At 46.3% G+C, this 21,314-nt stretch carries 27 protein-coding genes, 5 tRNA genes and 1 pseudogene; 24 read left to right on the forward strand and 9 right to left on the reverse strand.

All coding sequences use genetic code 11. The features are described 5' to 3' along the window. Nucleotides 1-32 precede the first annotated feature (32 nt). From ON16_RS00075 to ON16_RS00175, 21 genes are all read left to right on the forward strand, one after another. A tRNA-Asn gene (locus ON16_RS00075) sits at nucleotides 33-108 on the forward strand. 54 nt (nucleotides 109-162) lie between these two features. Then, nucleotides 163-239, forward strand: a tRNA-Ile gene (locus ON16_RS00080). A gap of 37 nt (nucleotides 240-276) precedes the next feature. Continuing rightward, nucleotides 277-352: transfer RNA gene (locus ON16_RS00085), tRNA-Trp, on the forward strand. A gap of 62 nt (nucleotides 353-414) precedes the next feature. Further along, a tRNA-Asp gene (locus ON16_RS00090) sits at nucleotides 415-491 on the forward strand. A gap of 5 nt (nucleotides 492-496) precedes the next feature. Beyond that, a tRNA-Thr gene (locus tag ON16_RS00095) sits at nucleotides 497-572 on the forward strand. 210 nt (nucleotides 573-782) lie between these two features. After that, a complete protein-coding gene (locus tag ON16_RS00100) occupies nucleotides 783-1,307 on the forward strand; it encodes a WYL domain-containing protein (RefSeq protein WP_081579543.1) in 525 nt (174 codons plus the stop codon). A 465-nt stretch (nucleotides 1,308-1,772) separates the two neighbouring features. Beyond that, nucleotides 1,773-2,879 carry a slipin family protein gene (locus ON16_RS00105; protein ID WP_040659752.1) on the forward strand — a complete coding sequence of 369 codons (1,107 nt, stop codon included), beginning with the start codon at nucleotides 1,773-1,775 and terminating at the stop codon, nucleotides 2,877-2,879. Continuing rightward, nucleotides 2,876-4,084, forward strand: a complete 1,209-nt coding sequence (locus ON16_RS00110) for an RtcB family protein (RefSeq protein ID WP_040658445.1) — start codon at nucleotides 2,876-2,878, stop codon at nucleotides 4,082-4,084. Before ON16_RS00105 ends, ON16_RS00110 begins: the two co-directional genes overlap by 4 nt. A gap of 18 nt (nucleotides 4,085-4,102) precedes the next feature. Further along, nucleotides 4,103-4,426: a DNA polymerase beta superfamily protein gene (locus tag ON16_RS00115; protein ID WP_040658446.1), complete on the forward strand. Its 324-nt coding sequence runs from the start codon at nucleotides 4,103-4,105 to the stop codon at nucleotides 4,424-4,426. Beyond that, complete coding sequence (locus tag ON16_RS00120; RefSeq protein ID WP_051131436.1) at nucleotides 4,381-4,734, forward strand: DUF3841 domain-containing protein; 354 nt, start codon at nucleotides 4,381-4,383, stop codon at nucleotides 4,732-4,734. The genes ON16_RS00115 and ON16_RS00120 overlap by 46 nt, the downstream gene beginning before the upstream one ends. A gap of 55 nt (nucleotides 4,735-4,789) precedes the next feature. Next, nucleotides 4,790-5,677: a helix-turn-helix domain-containing protein gene (locus ON16_RS00125; protein ID WP_243441732.1), complete on the forward strand. Its 888-nt coding sequence runs from the start codon at nucleotides 4,790-4,792 to the stop codon at nucleotides 5,675-5,677. A gap of 3 nt (nucleotides 5,678-5,680) precedes the next feature. Continuing rightward, nucleotides 5,681-6,400 carry a VOC family protein gene (locus tag ON16_RS16300; RefSeq protein ID WP_369384126.1) on the forward strand — a complete coding sequence of 240 codons (720 nt, stop codon included), beginning with the start codon at nucleotides 5,681-5,683 and terminating at the stop codon, nucleotides 6,398-6,400. Between the two features lie 55 nt (nucleotides 6,401-6,455). Continuing rightward, nucleotides 6,456-7,178 carry a DUF5131 family protein gene (locus ON16_RS00135; protein WP_040658448.1) on the forward strand — a complete coding sequence of 241 codons (723 nt, stop codon included), beginning with the start codon at nucleotides 6,456-6,458 and terminating at the stop codon, nucleotides 7,176-7,178. 404 nt (nucleotides 7,179-7,582) lie between these two features. Next, nucleotides 7,583-7,930 (forward strand): hypothetical protein, encoded by a 348-nt coding sequence (locus ON16_RS00140; protein ID WP_018213991.1) that lies wholly within the window; start codon nucleotides 7,583-7,585, stop codon nucleotides 7,928-7,930. Between the two features lie 262 nt (nucleotides 7,931-8,192). Beyond that, nucleotides 8,193-8,507, forward strand: coding sequence for an ArsR/SmtB family transcription factor (locus tag ON16_RS00145; RefSeq protein WP_018213992.1), 315 nt, complete (start codon nucleotides 8,193-8,195; stop codon nucleotides 8,505-8,507). 93 nt (nucleotides 8,508-8,600) lie between these two features. Further along, a complete protein-coding gene (locus tag ON16_RS00150; protein ID WP_020072878.1) occupies nucleotides 8,601-9,614 on the forward strand; it encodes a permease in 1,014 nt (337 codons plus the stop codon). Between the two features lie 15 nt (nucleotides 9,615-9,629). After that, the gene (locus ON16_RS00155; protein ID WP_033117739.1) at nucleotides 9,630-10,403 is read left to right on the forward strand and encodes a DUF2703 domain-containing protein; all 774 of its coding nucleotides are present in this window, start codon (nucleotides 9,630-9,632) and stop codon (nucleotides 10,401-10,403) included. Nucleotides 10,404-10,453: 50 nt separating this feature from the next. After that, nucleotides 10,454-10,705 carry a hypothetical protein gene (locus ON16_RS00160; RefSeq protein WP_139104090.1) on the forward strand — a complete coding sequence of 84 codons (252 nt, stop codon included), beginning with the start codon at nucleotides 10,454-10,456 and terminating at the stop codon, nucleotides 10,703-10,705. Nucleotides 10,706-10,730: 25 nt separating this feature from the next. After that, on the forward strand, nucleotides 10,731-11,102 hold the full coding sequence (locus tag ON16_RS00165) for a thioredoxin family protein (protein WP_040658449.1): 372 nt from the start codon (nucleotides 10,731-10,733) through the stop codon (nucleotides 11,100-11,102). A gap of 4 nt (nucleotides 11,103-11,106) precedes the next feature. Next, complete coding sequence (gene arsB / locus ON16_RS00170; protein ID WP_018213997.1) at nucleotides 11,107-12,153, forward strand: ACR3 family arsenite efflux transporter; 1,047 nt, start codon at nucleotides 11,107-11,109, stop codon at nucleotides 12,151-12,153. After that, nucleotides 12,150-12,557 carry an arsenate reductase ArsC gene (locus ON16_RS00175; RefSeq protein WP_018213998.1) on the forward strand — a complete coding sequence of 136 codons (408 nt, stop codon included), beginning with the start codon at nucleotides 12,150-12,152 and terminating at the stop codon, nucleotides 12,555-12,557. The genes arsB and ON16_RS00175 overlap by 4 nt, the downstream gene beginning before the upstream one ends. A gap of 181 nt (nucleotides 12,558-12,738) precedes the next feature. Here the strand turns inward: ON16_RS00175 and ON16_RS00180 are convergent, their stop codons facing one another. From ON16_RS00180 to ON16_RS00215, 9 genes are all read right to left on the reverse strand, one after another. After that, on the reverse strand, nucleotides 12,739-13,098 hold the full coding sequence (locus ON16_RS00180; protein ID WP_040658450.1) for a NifB/NifX family molybdenum-iron cluster-binding protein: 360 nt from the start codon (nucleotides 13,096-13,098) through the stop codon (nucleotides 12,739-12,741). Nucleotide 13,099: 1 nt separating this feature from the next. Continuing rightward, a complete protein-coding gene (locus ON16_RS00185; RefSeq protein ID WP_040658451.1) occupies nucleotides 13,100-13,939 on the reverse strand; it encodes an Mrp/NBP35 family ATP-binding protein in 840 nt (279 codons plus the stop codon). Nucleotides 13,940-13,956: 17 nt separating this feature from the next. Then, nucleotides 13,957-14,793, reverse strand: coding sequence for an MBL fold metallo-hydrolase (locus ON16_RS00190; protein WP_369384296.1), 837 nt, complete (start codon nucleotides 14,791-14,793; stop codon nucleotides 13,957-13,959). Continuing rightward, the gene (locus ON16_RS00195; RefSeq protein WP_040658452.1) at nucleotides 14,783-15,658 is read right to left on the reverse strand and encodes an ATP-binding protein; all 876 of its coding nucleotides are present in this window, start codon (nucleotides 15,656-15,658) and stop codon (nucleotides 14,783-14,785) included. Before ON16_RS00195 ends, ON16_RS00190 begins: the two co-directional genes overlap by 11 nt. Further along, entirely contained in the window at nucleotides 15,636-16,493 is an 858-nt protein-coding gene (locus tag ON16_RS00200; protein ID WP_040658453.1) for a nucleotide-binding protein, read from the reverse strand. The genes ON16_RS00195 and ON16_RS00200 overlap by 23 nt, the downstream gene beginning before the upstream one ends. A 1-nt stretch (nucleotide 16,494) precedes the next feature. Then, entirely contained in the window at nucleotides 16,495-16,863 is a 369-nt protein-coding gene (locus ON16_RS00205) for a NifB/NifX family molybdenum-iron cluster-binding protein (RefSeq protein ID WP_040658454.1), read from the reverse strand. Continuing rightward, complete coding sequence (locus ON16_RS15240) at nucleotides 16,838-17,248, reverse strand: iron-sulfur cluster assembly scaffold protein (protein ID WP_081579544.1); 411 nt, start codon at nucleotides 17,246-17,248, stop codon at nucleotides 16,838-16,840. Before ON16_RS15240 ends, ON16_RS00205 begins: the two co-directional genes overlap by 26 nt. Further along, complete coding sequence (locus tag ON16_RS00210; RefSeq protein ID WP_040658455.1) at nucleotides 17,245-17,622, reverse strand: DUF134 domain-containing protein; 378 nt, start codon at nucleotides 17,620-17,622, stop codon at nucleotides 17,245-17,247. The genes ON16_RS15240 and ON16_RS00210 overlap by 4 nt, the downstream gene beginning before the upstream one ends. 63 nt (nucleotides 17,623-17,685) lie before the next feature. After that, complete coding sequence (locus tag ON16_RS00215; RefSeq protein WP_040658456.1) at nucleotides 17,686-17,964, reverse strand: DUF5320 domain-containing protein; 279 nt, start codon at nucleotides 17,962-17,964, stop codon at nucleotides 17,686-17,688. Between the two features lie 472 nt (nucleotides 17,965-18,436). Between ON16_RS00215 and ON16_RS00220 the strand changes: the two genes are divergently transcribed. From ON16_RS00220 to ON16_RS00230, 3 genes and pseudogenes are all read left to right on the forward strand, one after another. After that, nucleotides 18,437-19,510, forward strand: a complete 1,074-nt coding sequence (locus ON16_RS00220; protein ID WP_040658457.1) for a GGDEF domain-containing protein — start codon at nucleotides 18,437-18,439, stop codon at nucleotides 19,508-19,510. A gap of 76 nt (nucleotides 19,511-19,586) precedes the next feature. Beyond that, nucleotides 19,587-20,285, forward strand: a pseudogene (locus ON16_RS00225) (tetratricopeptide repeat protein); the annotation flags it as partial. Nucleotides 20,286-20,432: 147 nt separating this feature from the next. Then, nucleotides 20,433-21,314, forward strand: an 882-nt coding sequence (locus ON16_RS00230; RefSeq protein WP_040658459.1) for a DUF3991 and toprim domain-containing protein, incomplete at its 3' end; no start/stop codon positions are given.

The raw sequence follows: 21,314 nt of genomic DNA on the forward strand, positions 1-21,314 counted from the left end.
CTCTGATTTGTAAAAGTCAGAGTTTTGCATATTCCTCCTTAGCTCAGTTGGTAGAGCACGCGGCTGTTAACCGCGTTGTCGTTGGTTCGAGTCCAACAGGGGGAGCCAAAAGAGCGTATTGCCGCCACTAGGTGGCGGCAATATTTCTCTTTAAGTTGAATCGGGCCTTTAGCTCAGTTGGTTAGAGCAGTCGGCTCATAACCGATCGGTCCCGGGTTCGAGTCCCCGAAGGCCCACCAATTATGGTTTCGCCTGTTGGGGAGCCACAAGCGAGATAGGGGTATAGCTCAGTTGGTAGAGCAGCGGTCTCCAAAACCGCGTGCCGAGGGTTCAAGTCCTTCTGCCCCTGCCATAAAAGTCTTTACAACGGCTGTTGTATGTGATATAATTCGTACGTTGTCGAGCCGCAAATATGGCCCGGTAGTTCAGTTGGTTAGAACGCTAGCCTGTCACGCTAGAGGTCGACGGTTCGAGCCCGTTCCGGGTCGCCATAAATGCTGCTATAGCTCAGCTGGTAGAGCGCATCCTTGGTAAGGATGAGGTCCCCGGTCCGAATCCGGGTAGCAGCTCCAGAAAAATCCTTAGAACGTTCAGGTTCTAAGGATTTTTTTGTGCTTTTATTTTTGGGGTATACAAATAGGCCGGGAAGATTACACGCTTCCCGACCTATTTTTTGTAAACACAAAACTCAATTGTTTCGAAGAAAGCTCTAAAAGGACCTATACTGGAAACCTTGTATGGCTTTCGCATTTCTATATCCTACATACATTGCGTAATTCATAATGTGTTTGCTAGAGTGCTTTCAGACTGTGCTCACCGCCCTGCGGGAAAAGCGCAAGCTGCGAGTCGAGTTTGCGGGGCGGCATGGTTGCCTGTGTCGCTGGGTCTGCGTCCCTTACCGGTTAGAGTATTCCGCCAAGGATGATAAGTTCCGCCTGCTCACAGCCGGGGGTGCAAACAGTGTTACCGTCAATTTAGGCCGGATGACCCGCTGCGAACTGTTGGAGCCCTATTCCCCCAAAGCTTATCATCCGCCGCAGCCCCGCACCGAGACGCTGGTGCTGGAGCTTATCGATGAGCGCAACGCCCTGGAGCGGGTGATGCTGCACTTTTCCCATCTGGAAAAGGAGACGGTGCGGCTGGAAAATCGGCGTTATCGTCTCACCCTGCGCTACGACCGGGAGGACCAAACAGAATTGCTCATCCGGGTACTCTCCTTTGGCCCCATGCTTCGGGTAGTGGCTCCGGACTCCTTTATCGAACAAATCAAATACCGACTGCAAAAACAGACAAGTTGCGGGCTCTAAAAGAGCTCGCAACTTTTTTTCCATGATTTTCTTCTGTGGGGCTGATATGCTGAGAGTGCCTCAAATCCTATGCGGGACATTGAAACCGTCCGCGGTGCCCACTGCGCTGCAGTACCGGGTATGCCGGAGGAGAGGCAGTGGTAAGCCTTCGGGCGCGGGTTCGACTCCCGATTTTGGCAGCGCCGAAAGGCGTGGGTTCAAATCCCATTTGCGCAGTAATGCGCCACAGCCTGTTAAGCTGTCTTAAAAACAGAAGTTGTACCCCAATCCCCAGTCCTTTTGCCCATCGCGCGCTGCATGGGGGATAAGGGCGACGCCACCCGGCTCTGCCGGAATTCGGATACCGGCAACGCCGCGCTCCGGCCAAAGCAAATGCTTCCGCTGCTGCGCCGCCTGCCTCAAGAATTCCGCCGCCCCGTGGCGTGGGGCGGGTACAGCTTCCATACGAGAAAGGATGGAGACATCATGAAAATAATTATTAATGAAAACGAGAGAGGCTTCCTCTTCAAAAACGGCAAGTACCTCCGTACTCTGGAGCCCGGAAAGCATGTCCTGCTGGGGCGGGGCTACGACGTGGAGCGGATGCCGGTAGACACTTATCCCCTGTGTGTGGTGAACTGCGGTCTGGATACCCTGCTGGCGGACCCGGTACTGGCCAAGCAGCTGACCGTGACGGAGGTAGCCGACGAGACTCTTGCACTGCACTACATAGACGGGCGCTTTCAGGAGGCCCTCACCAGCGGCCGGTACGCCTTCTGGGCCATCAGCCAGAGCCACGAGTTCCGCACGGTGGACATCCGGGAGCCTATGGCTCCTGCCGAGCTGCCCGCCGCCCTGTTTTCCAAAATGCCCGACGCCCTCTATAAGCGGGCGGAGGTACTCTCCTACCAAAAAGGCCGCCTGAGTGTGGGTGGAAAATTTGTCCGCCTGCTGGAGCCCGGCACCTATTTCTTCTGGAATAACGGCGCCAAGGTGGAAGTATCTCTCGTGGATACCCGCTTGCTGCAAATGAACGTTCAGGGGCAGGAAATGCTGACGCAGGATAAGGTGGCTGTGCGCATCAACTTCGTATGCCGCTATCGTATCGTGGACTTCGTCAAGGTCATGACTGAGATTGAGGACTACGAGGAGCAGATTCGGGTACTGGCCCAGCTGGCTCTGCGGGAGTATATCGGGCGCAGCCGCCTGGATGAACTGCTGGAGAACAAAGAAAGACTGGCTGATTTTGTTCTGGCCCAGCTGAAAACCCGGGAAGAACAGTGCTTCGTCACCTTTTTCGATGCGGGCGTCAAGGACATGATCCTTCCCGGCGAGGTGCGGGAAATCATGAATACCGTTTTGATTGCTGAAAAGCGGGCTCAGGCCAATGTCATCACCCGCCGCGAAGAAGTAGCCTCCACCCGCAGCCTCTTGAACACCGCCAAACTCATGGAGGAAAATCCCACGCTGCTGCATCTCAAGGAGATGGAGTGCCTGGAGAAAATCTGCGAGAATGTAGGCAACATCACCGTCAGCGGCACCGGCGACCTGCTGGGACAACTGGCGGGCATTATGAAAGGAACTATCACATGATTACCGTACAGGGCGCTTACAACAGCGCCGTTTGCTATACCGACATGCTGGAAAAAGCGGCGGCGGGACAGATCAAGGCCGTCTGCGACCAGAGCGCTTTTGCCGACTGCAAAATTCGCATCATGCCGGATGTCCACGCCGGGATGGGCTGCACCATCGGCACTACCATGACCATCACCGACAAGGTGGTGCCCGGCATGGTGGGCGTGGACATCGGCTGCGGCGTGGAGACGGTGTGTATTGCTGAAAAGGAGCTTAACTTGGCCGCACTGGACGCCCTCATTCGCCGGGAGATTCCCTGTGGGCGGGAGATTCGGGATACCGAGCACCAGTTCAACAAGGAAATAGACCTGACTGAGCTGCGCTGTGCAAACCAAGTGAATCTAGTGCGTGCCTGGCGCAGCATCGGCACTCTGGGCGGTGGTAACCACTTCATTGAGGTGGACCGGGGTGAAGATGGCGCACTCTATGTGGTGATCCACTCCGGCAGCCGCCACATTGGCAAAGAGGTGGCGAAATACTATCAGGAGGAGGGCTTTCACGCCCTCTGCGGCAATGCCCGCTTCCAGTTGGACAAGGCCATTGCCCGCATGAAGGCCGAGGGGAACACCAAGGAAATCCACAAGACCATCAAGAAGCTGAAATCACAGCGGGCCATGCTTACGCCCATGCCCAAGGATTTGTCCTATGTGGAGGGCAAGTTATTTGAAGACTATATCCACGACATGAAGCTGATCCAGCGCTTTGCCGTCCTCAACCGTCAGGCCATGATGGAGGTGCTGCTCACCGGCATGGGGTTCACCGCTGTCGAGCGCTTCACCACCATCCACAACTACATTGACACCGAGGAAATGATTCTGCGCAAGGGCGCGGTATCGGCCAAGCAGGGCGAAAAGCTGCTCATCCCCATCAACATGCGGGACGGAAGCCTTATCTGTATGGGTAAAGGCAACGAGGACTGGAACTGCTCCGCGCCTCACGGAGCGGGGCGGCTTATGAGCCGCAAGGACGCCTTCGACCGCCTCTCCATGGAGGAATACAAGGAGCAGATGTCCGACATCTTCTCCACCTGCGTGGTGGCAGACACCTTGGACGAATCTCCCATGGCCTACAAGCCCATGGACGAAATCGTGGCGCAAATTGCGCCCACGGCGGAGATCGTCGACCGCATTAAGCCAATCTATAATTTTAAATCCACGGAATAAGAAGGGAGGCAAGGCAACATGCAAGAACTGATCCAGCAAAAACTGTTGGAAATCGAGCGAACCCAGCAGGTTAAAATCCTATATGCCGCCGAGTCGGGCAGTCGCGCGTGGGGCTTTGCCTTGTCGGACAGCGACTACGATGTGCGCTTTCTCAACCTGCGCTGGGCGGAGGGCTATCTGAAAATTGACTGCCCACGGGATGTCATCGAATGGCGGTTGGACGAGTCCACAGAGGACATGGCAGAGGAGCTAGACACCCTGTTTTTTAAACTTCTATCTGCGGAGGGGAAAACAATATGCGGTTGTGGACCATTCAGCCTGCACACATCTATGAAGCCTTAAAAGGCGGGTATGTCTATCGCTGTGACCCGGAAAAAGCGCAGCTACTTACAGAATCCAGTTTTGGCCCCGCCTATGATTGGTTGTCTGAGCAGATGCGCCTGCGCATTGGCGCGCCACCTGACGGGGTCAAATATCCCGTGTGGGCATGGCACACACTGGAGTGGAAGCACAAACGCCCGGACCTGAGGCGAGTAGAGTTTTGTACTTATCGTGCACAGCAGGTGTGCATGGAGATAGAAATCCCTGATACGCAAGTGCTTCTGAGCAACGAAGATATGGTAAACTTATTTCATATATTTACTGAGTAAAACTATTTTGAAATGACAGTGAAGAAAAAATTGCCCTGAAAGGGTGTATTTATATTTGCTTGATTTGGATTCGGCGGATAAACATAATGAAAACGTCACTTTGAAAATAAGGGGGAACGATTTGATTACTACAAACGACAAGCAATTCAATATGTTTCCCTCACATGTAGGGCTACGAAAATATATTCTATATTACAATATCGTGTTTCCAGAAAATGATACGTTCATGGCACAATATACGCTTATGCCTAACGCTTGCGGAACATTGACGCTTGCCTTTGATGGAACCGCTGTCATTGCTGAACTATGGGGAGCATCCCTGACACCTGTTTTGTTAGGGATGGAACCAAACAGTTATCATGTCCTGCTGCTGATCCAGCTTTCGCCCTATGGTTTGTATCAAATCACACGCCAAAGCCAAGCTGAGTTTGCTGATAAACGCCTTTCGCTTGCGGATATTGACTATGAGCTATTTTATTCGCTGCATCAGGCTTTTGTAATGTCTAAAACCGCAACAGATTTGGCAAATGTTTGTGAAGAGGTTTTATACAGGCGTATGGAAAAGCACGTTATTTCCGACGCTTTATTATTAGCGTCTACCGTGATTTCTGATAGCCATGGACAAGTACAAGTGAAAGAAGTCGCCCGGCAATCGGGTTACAGTGAGCGACAATTAAATCGCTTGTTTCTTGCCCAAATTGGAATGAATATTAAGGATTTTGCACGCCTAACCCGCTTTAACTATGTCTTAAAGCACATTCAAACATCGCCTTGCTTCTTTGCGGCATTGTCGCAACAAGCCGGATATTTTGACCAAGCCCATTTTGATAAAGATTTCAAGGCTATAAGCGGTGTTTCACCTCAAGCCTATCTGAAAACAATGTCTGATTTTTACTATGACGGAACAGAGATATACGATACAATATCCTCAAAGGGGGATTGAAAAATGAAATATCAAGGTTGTCTTTTAGCGGTTAAAGATATATCCGCTTCTAAGCATTTTTATGAAAATGTGATTCATCAGAATGCGGTCATGGATATTGGCGTGCATGTAACCTTTGAGGGTTTTTCTCTGCAACAAGGATATGCCGAACTCGTCGGTGTGTCAGTCGATAGCGTGAAAGAGCAGTCACATAACTTTCAAGTCTATTTTGAAGTAGACGATTTGGATAAGGTGTATATTGAAATGAAAAGCATATCCGGCTTACAATGGGTGCATGAAATAAAGGAATACCCGTGGGGGCAGCGTGACATTCGAGTATATGACCCCGATAAGCATATTGTAGAGATTGCAGAGGATATGAATACGGTAATCAAACGCTTTTTGAATCAGGGCATGTCGAAAGAAGAAGTTGCTAAGCGCACAATGTTTCCCCTTGAAGTCGTAAACCAGTATGCGTTAGGCTTTGGTGAAGCAAAGCCGCTATTTTATTCCAAACAAGATCGGAGGAGACGGGCAATGAGTAAATATGATCCGCTTTGGAAGGCGATAGGTCAACACACGGAAAACAGCTTCACGCTGACCTATGCCGAGATTGAACAGATTCTGGACTTTCCTATCGACCACGCCTTTTTAACCTTCAAGAAGGAACTGCCCGCCTACGGCTACGAGGTGGGTAAGATCTCCATGAAGGCACAGACGGTGACGTTCAAACGCTGCGTTTGACAAGCGGTTGCGTTTCTGCCATCATCGGCTTCACCCATCCAAGAGGAGGAACACTATGAACTGGGAGCCATGGACAGGCTGTTACAAAATAAGTGATGGCTGTACAAATTGCTATTTTTATGGACCGTATGCAAAACGCTATGGTCAAAGCACAATACAAAAAACAGATAAATTTGATTGGCCTGTAAGGCAAAATGCAAAGGGCGAATACAACATTAAAGGAAACAAAATTCTTGCAACCTGCTTTGCGACTGACTTTTTCCTACCCGAAGCGGATGAGTGGCGTAAAGAAGTTTGGGCAATCATCAAAGAAAGAACAGATATTGATTTTTTGATTTTGACAAAGCGAATTGACCGCTTCCCCCAATCGCTTCCGTCTGATTGGGGGTCAGGCTATGACAATGTGAATATTGGCTGTACTGTCGAAAATCAAGAATTAGCCGATTACAGACTCCCACTCTTTTTATCCTATCCGATTAAGCGGCGTTTTATTGCTTGCTCCCCACTTTTAGAAGCGATTGATTTAACACCCTATCTTCATGGAGTAGACCATGTTACTGTTGGCGGCGAAACAGGACGAGAAGCCCGTATGTGCGATTATGATTGGGTACTTAATATCCGTGAACAATGCGTAAAAGCAGATGTAACCTTTTGGTTCAAGAATACAGGCTCACTTTTCAAACGTGACGGTGTAGTGGAAAAAATAAATCCATTTAAGCAAAACAGTGTGGCAAAAGAGCTCGATATTGATATTTCAGATGGGAAAAGATTGTTCTGATCAAATCAATGGAGCAAAGCATTATTGCCTATTTTACTTCATGAATATTCTGAACGAACCAAATGAGAAACCCCTCTATTAGTGACTAAGTTCATCTACACAATCAAATCTGACTTGCCACGAAATTGAGCCGCTGCACCTTACTTAGATGCAACGGCTCTTGATATATCTACATGCCCAAAATCGTCCAGAGTATCCTTGCAAAAGGATGGCGAACGGACTTTTTCATAGTATCTGTGTCCTTTCCATTGTTCATATTTGTTTAATTGAAAGTTCCGCTTTACTATGGTAAACTCACTTTATATATCTGCCGTGTAAAACTTTTGTGAAACGGTAGCATGGGAAATTAACGCTCGGTGAGCAAGTTTTATATAATTTATATAATGTGTGAGGTGGTGCAATAAATGTTTAATGAAATTTGTATCTATGAGGCAAAGATTGAAAAGCAAGAGGAAATTGAGCAACTTATGAAAGAGGTTGCCGCCTTTTATATGGAGCAGGATGGTGTTATTGAAGTTAGATATATCAAACGCACCCACCGCCAAACAGATTTTAATGCCGTTAAAGAAGGGGCATTGCCTGTTCGCCTCACACGCAATGTAGGCAAAGTCACTTATGTTTTACATTGGACTGTTAGAGATGAAGAAACTCACGCAAGGGTGTCAAAGTTAGGGTTAGAGCATTTTTACAAGCGATGGAACAGATGCTTAACCACTATGCCAAAAATTATTTTGGGTGAAAACATTGTGTAAGGGTATGAGCACACCCTCTGTTAGTGGTTTAACTTCACCTACACAATAAAATCTGACTTATCACGAATTTGAGCCGTTGCATCTTACTTGACGCAACGGCTCTTGCTTTGTCTACATGCCAAGAATAGTCCAGAGTATCCTTGCATTAGGTCGGTGAACGGATTTTAATTTTCATAAACAGCGCTTCCTTTCATATTGACATTTTTTGATGTGAAGCATATACTATATCATATCAAGATAATTTGATGTGAGGTGATAAACGTTGGAGCTTACTCCGGAGAAGAACGCTAATGTATTTAAGGCATTTTGCGATGAAAAGCGGCTTGCCATTTTGGAACTGCTGCGCAGCGGTGAAAAATGCGCCTGCGTGCTCATTGATCAAATGGAAATCGGTCAGTCCTCCTTGTCCTATCACATGAAGATTTTATGTGAATCGGGTATTGTCGAAAGCAGACAGGAAGGCAAATGGACACATTATAAAATCAGTGAACAGGGCAGCCACGAGGCCATGCTCCTGTTAAAAGCAATTACCACCCCCAATGCAACCGCTGAAGATACTCGTTGTTGCAATCAATAACGGCCATCTGATGGAAGATGGCTTTTATTCGGCACAACATATCAAGTTTTTTTGATATGACTATTGAATTTAAGAAAGAGAGGCGCTTACCCTATGGAGATCCTTCAAAATACGTGGCTGTTCTTTCAAGACCAAGTGCTTGGAATGAAATGGCTCAACGCCCTAATCGGTAATCTGCTCTCGTTGTTCGGTCTTGATGTAACAGGACGAATTGGTGGCAGCGTTCAATTCTTTATCTATGATGTACTAAAAATCACCGTACTGCTCTGCGTGCTGATTTTCATCATCTCGTACATTCAAAGCTACTTCCCGCCGGAACGAAGCAAGAAAATTATGAGCCGCTTTCACGGCGTGTGGGCAAATATCATGGCAGCACTGCTTGGCACGGTAACGCCTTTTTGCTCTTGCTCCTCCATACCTCTGTTCATTGGATTTACCAGTGCCGGACTGCCCCTTGGCGTGACTTTTTCCTTTCTGATTTCCTCACCCATGGTAGACCTCGGGTCGCTCGTTCTGCTCATGAGCATCTTTGGCACAAAGGTCGCTATCGTCTATGTCGTTGTGGGCCTGGTTATCGCGGTCGTTGGCGGTACGCTGATTGAAAAACTTCACATGGAAAACTATGTGGAAGAATTCATTCGCTCGGCAAGCGGCGTAGATATTGAATCGCCTGACTTAACCCGCAAAGAGCGTGTCATTTACGCCAAGGATCAGGTGGTGTCAACCTTCAAAAAAGTTCTGCCGTACATTCTGGTTGGCGTGGGCATCGGAGCTATCATCCACAACTGGATTCCTGAAAGCTGGATTGAGATGGTGCTTGGCAGCAATAATCCTTTTGGGGTAGTGCTGGCAACTCTGCTTGGCGTTCCCATGTACGCTGACATTTTCGGCACGATTCCGGTGGCCGAAGCGCTGCTCTACAAAGGCGCGCAGCTTGGTACGGTTCTCTCCTTTATGATGGCAGTCACAACGCTTTCCCTGCCCTCCATCATCATGCTGCGCAAGGCGGTAAAGCCGAAGCTGTTGGGCACATTTATTGCCATCTGCACCATCGGCATTATCATTGTTGGCTATCTGTTTAATATTTTCCAGTATCTACTGGTTTAATGGGAGGGAAAGAGAATGGCTAAAAACTGGTATCCAGTCATCGATTATCTTGCTTGCACTGAATGCGGAACCTGCGTGGATTTTTGCTCCCACAGTGTTTATAACAAAGCAAAAGCCCCGTCCCCTGTGGTGATGCAACCCGGAAACTGCATTGACCGTTGCCACGGCTGCGGCAACAAGTGTCCGGCAGGCGCCATCTCCTATGTAGGCGACGATACTGGCTGGACACCGCCAAACGGCGAATGCAGTGCAAAAAAAAGCGTAGATTGCTGCCGCGGCGGGGCTTGTGAGGAGGATTCCTCCAAGGCTGTGCTTGTGGAATATCTCTATCTTGATCTCAATACCTGTGACCGCTGTATCGGCGCCGATGCGGTACTGGAAGAAGTTTTGGGCAGTATCGCGCCCGCTCTGGAGACTGCCGGATATACCATGCGGCTTCAAAAGGTACAGATCGCCACAAAAGAACTGGCGGAGCACTACCGATTCCTTGCGTCGCCCACCATTCGTGTAAATGGGCAGGATATCTGCGGACCTGTTGCGGAAAACACCTGCGGCTGCTGTGGTGAAATCAGCGGAACCGATGTGACCTGTCGTACCTTTGCATACAAAGGTCAAGCCTATGAAGTACCGCCCAAAGCCATGCTGGCCGAAGGAATTCTAAGAGCTGTGCTCGGCATGGTGCAGCCCGTTTGTGACTGCGGCGAGTATTCACTTCCAGAAAATCTCAAAAACTTCTTTGAGGGAAAAGCTGTGAAGACCGGTTGCTGCCCTGAAGGTACTTGCGGATGAGTAAACAAAGGATATAAAAACAGTTATTCCACTTTTGATTTTCGCCGTCATTGCCGAGATTGACCTTTACGGTTTTGGGTATCCTTGCGGCCACGGCGGGCAGCCTTGTATGGAGTGTTTTGCTACTGCTGCTCTATTTCATTGGGCACGGCATTCTCGCCGTGATTGCGGAGCCTTCCATGGGCTTTGCCCAAAAGCTCTCCCAAAGCGAGAAGTATGGAAAAGCCAGCGCTATTTTGAAAATCGTCATGGGCGCGGTGATCCTGCTCATCGGTTTCTATTTGTTATATTCAGGTTTCTAATCATGAATTTAAGGAGGTTTTTATTATGGCATTGTTTGGTTTTGGTAAAAAGAAAAATGCAGAGGAAGAATTGGTGCAGTGTGGTTGCGGGGAAATGTGCAAGCCCTCCGAAATTGCCGCAAAGAAAGCTGACGAAGAAGCAAAAGTGAGCGGTTCATCCGTCAAGGTGCTTGGCTCGGGCTGTGCAAAGTGCAATCAACTGGAAGCGGCTACCTTGGAAGCGCTCAAAGAGCTTGGCATGGATGCCACCATTGACCATGTGACAGACTTTACACAGATCGCTGCTTACGGTGTGATGACAACTCCTGCATTGGTTGTGGACGGCAAGGTCGTTTCCTTTGGAAAGGTTTTAAAAAAGGACGAGGTCGTTAAAATCCTGCAAAAAGTACGGGGGTAAATTTATGGCAAAGGAAAAATCACAAAGCATTGGCTTCTTTCAAAAATACCTGACCGTGTGGGTTGCTCTCTGTATGACGGCAGGTGTTTTAATTGGTAAACTTTTACCTGCCGTTCCTGCATTTTTAGGCCGTTTTGAGTATGCCAGAGTTTCTATTCCGGTCGCCATCCTCATTTGGGTGATGATTTATCCCATGATGATGAAGGTGAATTTCCAGAGCGTCAAAAATGTGGGGAAAAACCCAAAGGGGTTATTCGTCACATGGGTGACAAACTGGCTCATCAAGCCGTTCACCATGTACGGTATCGCCGCGCTATTTTTCTATGTGGTTTTTAAGGGCTTGATTGCCCCTGACCTCGCCAAGGAGTATCTGGCGGGTGCAGTACTCTTGGGTGCGGCACCCTGCACAGCGATGGTGTTCGTCTGGAGCACGCTCACCAAAGGAAACCCTGCCTACACCGTAGTACAGGTAGCAACCAACGATTTGATTATTCTGGTTGCCTTTGTGCCGATTGTGAAATTCCTACTGGGCGTTTCCAACGTGTCCGTGCCATGGGACACGCTGATTTTATCGGTCATTTTATTTGTAGTCATTCCGCTTGCGGGCGGTATTCTGACCCGTGTGCTGGTGACAAATCGCAAGGGCACAGAGTATTTTGAAAACACCTTTGTCCATAAATTTGATAATGCCACCAGCATTGGTCTGCTGCTCACTTTGGTATTGCTGTTTTCCTTCCAAGGTGATGTGATTTTGAATAATCCGCTGCACATTCTACTCATTGCTGTGCCGCTTGTTTTGCAAACTTTCCTTATTTTCTTCATCGCTTATTTTGCTTGCAAATGGCTGAAGCTGCCCCATGATATTGCCGCCCCTGCGGGGATGATTGGCGCGTCCAACTTCTTTGAACTGTCGGTCGCTGTGGCGATTGCATTGTTTGGTACTACTTCACCGGCGGCTCTTGCCACCGTAGTTGGCGTGCTGACCGAGGTGCCGGTGATGCTGTTGCTTGTAAAAATCGCCAACAAAACGAAAGGATGGTTTCCAGTATGAGCAAACCTAAAGTAGCATTTATCTGCGTACACAACTCCTGCCGCAGCCAAATTGCCGAAGCACTGGGCAAGTACCTTGCGTCTGATGTCTTTGAAAGCTATTCTGCCGGAACGGAAGTAAAGCCGCAAATCAATCAGGATGCTGTGCGGCTGATGAAGCAGATTTATGGCATCGACATGGAGCGAACTCAGCGCAGTAAGCTGCTGGAGGAGATTCCCCCAGTGGATATCGTGGTGACCATGGGCTGCAATGTGCAGTGTCCTTTTTTGCCCTGTATGCACAGGGAGGATTGGGGGTTAGATGACCCAACCGGCAAAAGCGATGTGGACTTTGAACGTACTATAAAAGCAATCCGCTCTAAAATTGAGAATTTGAGAGAGCGAATCGCTGACAACAAACTATAAAGAACGAGGCTGGCGTTTGTCAGCCTCGTTTTCCTATTCTCCGTTACATCCCCAGTATCGTCCAGAGTATCCTTGCATAAGGATAGTGATATTTTATAATTTAAAAAAACAAACCCTGCTGATTTATTTTCAACAGGGTAGTCTTTTTATAATGCAATTATATCCTTGTGTTCAATGTTTTCTATTCGCCGCATTCATCATGATGCTGATGTTCATGGCAAACGGAACCGGTTGTCTTGAGGTCGCCCTTTAGATAGTTCTCAACAGCAGTTTTGGCGTCGCCAGAAGCTCCTACTACAACTTCAACATTCCTTTCATTAAAAATCTCAACCGCACCTCCGCCCATACCACCGCTGATAATGACATTGATACCACGATCAGCAAGAAAGTTAGGCAAGAATCCGGGTTTATGCCCGGGGTTAGCAACGGTTTCGCTTTTGATGATTTGATTATTTTCAGTATCAAAAATCATGAAACCTTCGCAATGTCCAAAGTGCTCAGTCACCATTCCATTTTCGCTTGCTACTGCAATTTTCAGCATTTTAGTTTTCCTCCATTTTTTCTAAGATTTTTGCAACCGGCTCAAACCAATTGCCATCGAAAAGCTCTATCATACCCTTGTCACATGCAGCCGAAATTTTTGGGTCGATAGGTAACTTAGCAAGAACCTTTAAATTATGTTTTTCGGCAATTTCTTCAATATGACTTTCGCCAAATATCTGATAGTCCTTTCCACTATCAGGGCATTTAAAGTAGGACATGTTTTCCACCAGGCCGATAATGGGAATATTCATCATCTCTGCCATCTTGACAGCCTTTGATACAATCATGGATACAAGCTCCTGTGGGGACGTCACAACGATAATTCCGTCAACAGCAATAGACTGAAATACCGTAAGAGGAACATCGCCGGTGCCCGGTGGCATATCAATGAACATAAAATCTACATCGCTCCAAATAACATCTGTCCAAAACTGTTTTACTGTGCCGGCAATAATCGGCCCTCTCCAGACAACCGGATCAGTATCGTTTTCTAAAAGCAAATTAACAGACATGATATCAATCCCGGTCTTCGTTTTAACAGGGAATAAGCCGAACTCACTGCCTTTAGCTTTTTCTTTGATTCCAAATGCCTTAGGAATAGAAGGTCCGGTAACATCCGCATCTAGAATAGCGGTATGATAGCCCATTCTATTCATTGTAACTGCAAGCATTGAGGTAACAAGTGATTTTCCGACACCGCCTTTGCCGCTGACAACACCAATAACCTTTTTTACACTGCTCATCTCATGCAGCTTCTCGGAGAAATCTGTTTTTTGTTCTTTTCTTTCTGCGCAGTCCTCCGAACAACTGCTACAGCTTTGATTGCAATTTTCGCTCATAATCTTGCTCCTTTTATTTAGATTACAATTTCACTGCCTGCTGACAGATAATCGATGCTATCACCCATAATAGCTTTAAGCCTTTTATAAGGCTCGACACCTGTACAATGGCAAGTGTAAAACTTTGCTTTTGTATCCATTAGGTATTTACCAATTCTATCTATCATTTTAGAGTCCTCGTTTCCGCCTGAGCGGCTGGAAAGATGAAATCCACCTATCACATAGCCCGGCATTCGACCTTTTAGCGTGTGAAAATGCTCAAGTATATTTATGATGCCATTATGAGCGCAGCCTGTTACTAATAGGGTTTTCCCGTCTTCCTCTACCACGAGGTTTTGTTCATGTGCAAAGATATCATCTATCGTTTGCCCCTTATATTCCTTGAGCAAACCACTGTTTGATTTTGGGCGTGGCTCGTTTTGGACGATATTAGAGAATACTTGGATTCCACTGTTAATAAAGAAACGGTCTGACGTGAGAATAATTTGTTTGTTTTGATTCAGTTCTTCATCAAGACCGATAAATTCCAATTCATCATTTGGGCGAATAGCATAGTGCTTTTCAAAAGCGAGACGATGTAGAAATACCTCGGCTTTTGTGTTTTCTTTCAAAAAGGTTTTTAGCCCTCCGCCGTGGTCATAGTGTCCATGCGAAATCACAAGAAAGTCAACATCAGCAATATTCACATTAAGCTTTTTTGCATTTTGAAGAAACAGCTCGCTTGCGCCCACATCAAACAATATTTTATGTTTCTTTGTTTCTATATACAGGCTAAGGCCATGCTCGCTGCCAAAGTCTTTTGATATCGAGGTGTTTTCAACCAAAGTTTTAATAAGCATGACTTTAGCCACCACCTTTTTCAAAGAGTAGATTCATTGTTTTGTGATAAACCTCTTTAACCGCCGTACCCGATATACAGTCTATATCTACAACGGTTTGACCATTATTAATCGCTTTGACCGCGTTAGAGTCAAAGGGTATCCTGCCAATAAAGGGCAGCGCTTGTTTTTTACAAAACTCTTCAATCTTCTCTGTATTCTCAATGTTAGTATCGTATTTGTTGATACATACCGCTGTCTTTGTTCCGAATTTTGCTGCCGTATTTATAATGCGCTCCATATCGCTGATACCTGATATGGAAGGTTCTGCGACTATCAAAACCATATCCACACCACTAAGTGATGCGATGACAGGACAGCCTATTCCGGGAGATCCATCAATAATGGCAAGTTCCGCATCAGCTGCTGTCGCCTTCATTTGCTTTTTCACCTCAGTTACAAGCATTCCGGAGGTACCACTGCCCATTTTTAGTTGCGCTGTTGAAAAAACTTTTTCTCCATCAGAATACAGCATTAATTCCCCGGCCACTGCCGGTTTCATAGTTATCGCTTCCACAGGACAAACATACTCACAAACGCCGCAGCCTTCACATGCGAAAGGATCCACTTTGTATTTTTCATCTATTGAAATAGCATCAAATCGGCAGTTTTGCCTACACTGATCGCATTTAATGCAAAGTTCCGGATCTATATCTGCTTTTGGTAGCCCATAATAATCTGTTCTTGCAGGTTTAACACTCCATCCGGTAATGAGGTGCAGGTTAGGCGCATCTACATCACAATCCGCATATGCTTTGGCATCAGCAAGCTTTATAAACGCACTTGCTATTGTCGTTTTTCCGGTTCCGCCTTTACCGCTAAGGATTAGTAGTTGTTTCATGCTGCACCTCCTTTGTCACCTTGTTAAGCAGAGAAGAAAACAATTCCCGGTATTCCTCATTTTTATTAACGGCGATTTCCGCATTTGAGTTCAAGGTTCCAAGTTCATTGTCAAATGGAATCCTGCCTAAAATCTTAATATTTTTTTCCAAACAAAACTTCTCAGCAGGATTTTCTCCTTCCAAACATTTGTTAAGAATCACCCCATATGGCCTGTTAAATAACTTGACCAGTTCGTATACCATGTTGAGGTTATGAACACCAAACAATGTCGGCTCAGCCACCAGTATGCAATAGTCCGCATCTTTGATGCTCTCCATCACGATACAAGCACTTCCTGGTGGACAGTCGATAAATGTTTGCTTATTTACTTCCGAACTTTCCTCAAGTAGCTTTTTTATGATAGGAATACCCGTAGCTTCACCGGTGTTCAATACTCCTGTCCATACCGCCACTTCGCCAGAAACCCCTTTTTTAATTTTGCCAATAACCTTTGCTTTCTCTGTTAGTGCACTTTCAGGACAAACCAAGATACAGCCACCGCAGGAGTGGCACACATCGTCAAAGACAATCAGTTTGTTTTTAATATAGGCAAGGGCGTTAAAGTTGCAAAATTCAACGCATTTTCGACATCCATTGCATAACTCATGATCAACTTTTGGAATCTTTACTGATATTTCTTCCACCTGAACCCCTTCAGGCTTAAAAAACAGATGTCCATTCGGCTCTTCTACATCACAGTCTATATATGTGGATGCTTTCGCTGCCGCAGCTAAATTCACCGATACCAGTGTTTTTCCTGTGCCGCCCTTGCCGCTTAGCACAGCTATTCTCATATTAATTGCCCCCGTGCCCGTGAAATCCGGCATGAAATTCATCCAGCAAAGGTAATTTCCCATCTATAAAAGCATCAATATTATCTTTGGCTGAACCGGTTATCGTTTTATAAATTTTGATTTCAGCGGGTTTTAGCACTTCAGCAGCATTTTCTCCTAAGCGGGGAGTGAGTAAAACATCTGCTTTGTTATCAACTATTATTTGTGCAGCTTTAATCCCTGCACCTCCTGTGCTTGCCGCTGCACTGTTGTCAATAAATATACTTTCCTTAGTTTCTACATCGTAAATAAGAAAATAGGGAGTACGTCCAAATGACACACATACATTCGACTCCAAGGTTTTCTCATCTACTGGAATTGCTATTTTCATAAGAATCCTCCGTTCTATTTTTGTTTAAATAATTCTCAATTGCGTTGCGTAGCGCACTCACACCTAAATTTGAGCAATGAACCTTATTTTCAGGAAGTCCATCTAAAGCCTGGATAATGTCTTCTTCCGTAATATTCAATGCTTCCTCTAAGGTTTTACCCTTTGCTAATACCGATGTCATACTGGATGTTGCAATTGAAGCACAACAGCCAAACACAAGATAGCTGATTTCATCTACACGATTATCTTTTACCTTTAAATAAACGGTCAAATAATCTCCGCAGGAAGGATCCCCGTAGTCTCCCTCGGCATCTGCATCGGGCATACTATGAGTATTTTGCGGACACATAAAATGCTCAATTACTTTTTCTGAATATATAATCAACCACCTCGATCCGTGTCATCTGTAAAGCATCGACCACGCCTATGCCTATGACAGCCGCGACCACAACCATTCCCCAACCCTTCACAAAGCCGATATTCGCCACCCTCAATCAGTAACACCTTTCCATTTACTAAAGATTCAGCCAGCTTTTTTCTGGCTTCAATGTAAATGCCTTGAACAGTGCTACGAGCAATATTCATTTGCTTGGCACACTCTTCTTGAGTAAAGCCTTCCAAATCGATAAGTCTTATGGTCTCATACTCGTCTACAGTCATGTTTACATGGTTTTCTGTGTCGGCAGGTGAATCAAGAGGCCCAAATCTATTGCTTTCAGGCAAACAGCAAACTTTTCTCCACTTCATCGGTCTCGCCATAATTCATCACCTCCATCCTAATCAGAAATAACCAGAGCGTCCTCCGGTTATCCCTGATGCCCGTTATAGGTTCTCCATTTGCTTTTCAATAACTTCAAGTCGATCTTGCAACATGGCTTTCTGTTCATTCAGCAGCTCTTTTTGTGTTTTTGAGGAGGTCTGATTAATCGCAGAACCCCTACCAAAACCGCGACCGAAACCGCGTCTGCAAGCAAGTCCAAGGCCTAATCCCATTCCGAGACCAGCTCCGTACTTTACTACATTAGCACCTGTGCAAAGCCCTAATCCTCTTCCAGTCATTGATCCCGCACCCATTGGGCCGGTTCCATCCCTTCTTGGCATAATATTCACCTCCTTATGGTTTGTGGCATATGCCATCTATTCTTATTATACCCCGTTTATGTCATATGTCAATAACTTTTTGAAATAATTAAAAAAGCTGCCAATCTATAGTTTTGATTAATAATTTTGTGAACTGGAGGCAAAAATACAAACTATATACTTAAATATTTTGATGGGTTATAATAATAAAGATTAGCAGGCCGGTCCCACAAGATAAGGAGCCAGCTTGCTCTTTTCATCACATCCCCAAAATCGTCCAGGGTATCCTTGCAAAAAGATGGTGAGCGAATTTTAATTTTCATCTTGCTCTTCTCCTTTCTGTTTAGTCAATTGAAACAAGCTCTTTACTATGGTAAAATTAGAAAAAAGTACTACCGTGCAAAATCTTTGCAAAACGGTAGCTAAGACACATTGTACATATAAGGTGGATTTTCGAGTAAAATATTTAATTTAAAATAAGGAAGGGTTTATTGTGATAAAAGACCTATTTATAAATATGACCATTCTCATAAGTTTCATAAGTTTAGGAGGCCAAGTCGCAAAAAAGCATAATTATGAAGAAAATAATAGTCTAAGGACAAAAATCATTATTGGAACGATATTAGGTACTTTGGGCTGCTTTCTCATGCTGTTTAGCGTCAAAGTCAATGACAATACAATTATTGATTTTAGAAATATAGCCATAGTTATATCAGCACTTTTCGGGGGGCCTATACCTATTTTTATTACCACTGCACTAATCGCTGTTTTTAGAGTAGCATACTTTGGGGTTAACATCGCTTCCCTTATAGGAGTTGTTGCAGCAGTCTTAAATTCTTTTGGCTGTTGGTACATAGCGAGGCGTAATATTAAAACATGGAGAAAGTGGGTTTACTCAATAATTTATGTTTTAGTTGTTGCAACCATAGCACTTTTTCTAATACTGGGAAACAGAAGTGACTTTCTTATAATAATATCTATATATTGGATTTCGTTCTGCTTAGTTTCAGCAATAATATATTGGTACATTAAATACAGCCTTGCCGCAAACAGATTATTTAATAGACTACAGAAGGAATCTACCAAGGATTTTCTTACAGGTCTAAATAATGTTAGACAATTTGACTTTGTTTTTAACAGCACCATGAAAAATGCTCTTAATAAGGAAGAAAGCCTTTCTTTGTTAATGGTGGATATTGATTTTTTTAAAAAAGTTAATGACACCTACGGACACATGGAGGGGGATATTGTATTGAAAGAGTTGGGGAAAATATTATCTGAAAACTGCAGGCATTTTGATGAAGTTTCCAGAAATGGCGGTGAAGAATTTTCAGTGCTACTTCCCGATTGCGCCTACCCGCGGGCAATGCAAATAGCGGAACGAATAAAAGATGCTGTTAAAAATCATTCTTTCACATTATCTACAGGTGTGCAAATTCAAATTACTATTTCAATAGGAGTTGCGTCATACCCTGAAACCATACAGGATATTGAAAAACTTATGGAGAAGGCAGACACGGCACTGTATGCTGCGAAGCGATCGGGGAGAAATAGGGTTTGTTCATAAGTTCCCATTTGTAGAGCAAGGCGAACCCGGCTTCAAGGGTTCGCCTTGCTCTTTGCATCACATCCCCAAAATCGTCCAGATACGGCTCTATACAATGTCGGCAGAACAGGACAATGACTTTGCTGCATACCGGCTCGGCAAGCTGTATCTTGGCGGTGAGGGCGTGCTGAAGGATGTGGAGTCCGCCATTCTCTGGCTGACCTTTGCCGCCGACAGAAAGAACCAATTTGCTGAATATGCCCTCGGCGTCCTCTACTTCAAGGGGGAGGATGTTCCGAAGGATGTCCCCAAAGCTCTGGAATACCTGAAACGGTCTGCCGGTCAGGGTAATCAGTTTGCACAGTACCGGCTGGGCAAGATTTATCTTATGGGCGAGGATATGCCAAAGGATATTCAGACTGCCCTGCAATTTCTGACGGCTGCCGCTGAACAGGGAAATCAGTATGCGCAATACACCCTCGGCAAGCTGTATCTGATGGGAAAGGATGTTCCGAAGGACAAGGAAACTGCTGTCCGCTGGTTTACCTTATCGGCAGAGCAGGGCAACATTTACGCTCAGTTTTTCCTCGACCATATGGACGATTTCAAAGACCCCTCTGTCCTGCTGGCGGGAACACGGCTCCTGCATCACATGAGCCGTGTTTTTGCGGACAACGCTCCGCCGCTGAAACCGCCCGGTCAGCGAACCGACCGCAAGCTCCTCCGCAAGCTTCGTGAGAAAAAGCAGGCGCAGGGCCATGCGAGGGATGACCATGAGCAAACCATGTCATTATAACGATTGGAGGATAACCGTGAAGAAACAGAAAAAGAAAATCAAACAGCCACCCATCAAGGGAAAATTGCTCCAAAGCCAATGCCGTCCTGTAAAAAGGGCGGCTTTTTTTCATAGAATCGGCACTCGCCATAGATAGGAGGTACGCCCATGGGTGTATATGTGCATTTTACGGATGACCAGAAATACCGTGCCAATAATGTGGACCTTGTGGACTTTCTCCAGCGGCAGGGCGAGAAGCTGATCTCCAGCGGTCGGGATAAGCGGCTGGCTTCTGACCGCAGTATCACTGTCCGGGGAAACGAGTGGTACGATCACTCCGCAGAGAGCGGCGGGTATGCCATTGATTTCGTGCGGAAGTTCTACGAATGCTCTTATCCCGAAGCCGTCACTCTACTGCTGGGCGGTGAGCAGGGCGAGATTTACAGACCGGCGCAGGAAAAGAAGCAGGAGCCGAAAAAGCCCTTTGCGCTCCCACCGGCGCATACGGATATGCGCCGAGCCTATGCCTATCTGGTAAAAACCCGGCACATCGGCCGGGAGGTGGTCAGCTTCTTTGCAAAGAAGAAGCTCCTCTATGAAAGCTGCGAAAAATCGAAGGATGGCATGAAGGAATACCATAACGCCGTGTTTGTGGGCTTGGATGAAAACGGAGTTGCCCGTCATGCGCACAAGCGCGGAATTTACACCTTGGGGCAGGCGTTTAAAGGAAATGTGGACGGCTGCGATCCCCGGCACAGCTTTCACTGGCTTGGCGAAAGTGAGCATCTGTATGTTTTTGAAGCGCCGGTGGATATGCTGTCGTTTATCACCCTGCACCCACAGGACTGGCAGCGGCACAGCTATGTGTCCCTCTGCGGCGTCGGCGATCAGGCAATGCTGTGGATGCTGGAACAGTACCCGCAGCTCCGGCAGGTCTCGCTATGCTTGGATAACGATGAAGCCGGACACAAAGCAAGCGAACGGCTGAAACAGCAGCTTGAGGAACAGGGGTATACATCCGAGCGGCTCACTTCACAGGGGAAGGACTGG

It is taken from the genome of Oscillibacter ruminantium GH1, from assembly GCF_000307265.1.
Lineage (GTDB): Bacteria > Bacillota > Clostridia > Oscillospirales > Oscillospiraceae > Oscillibacter > Oscillibacter ruminantium.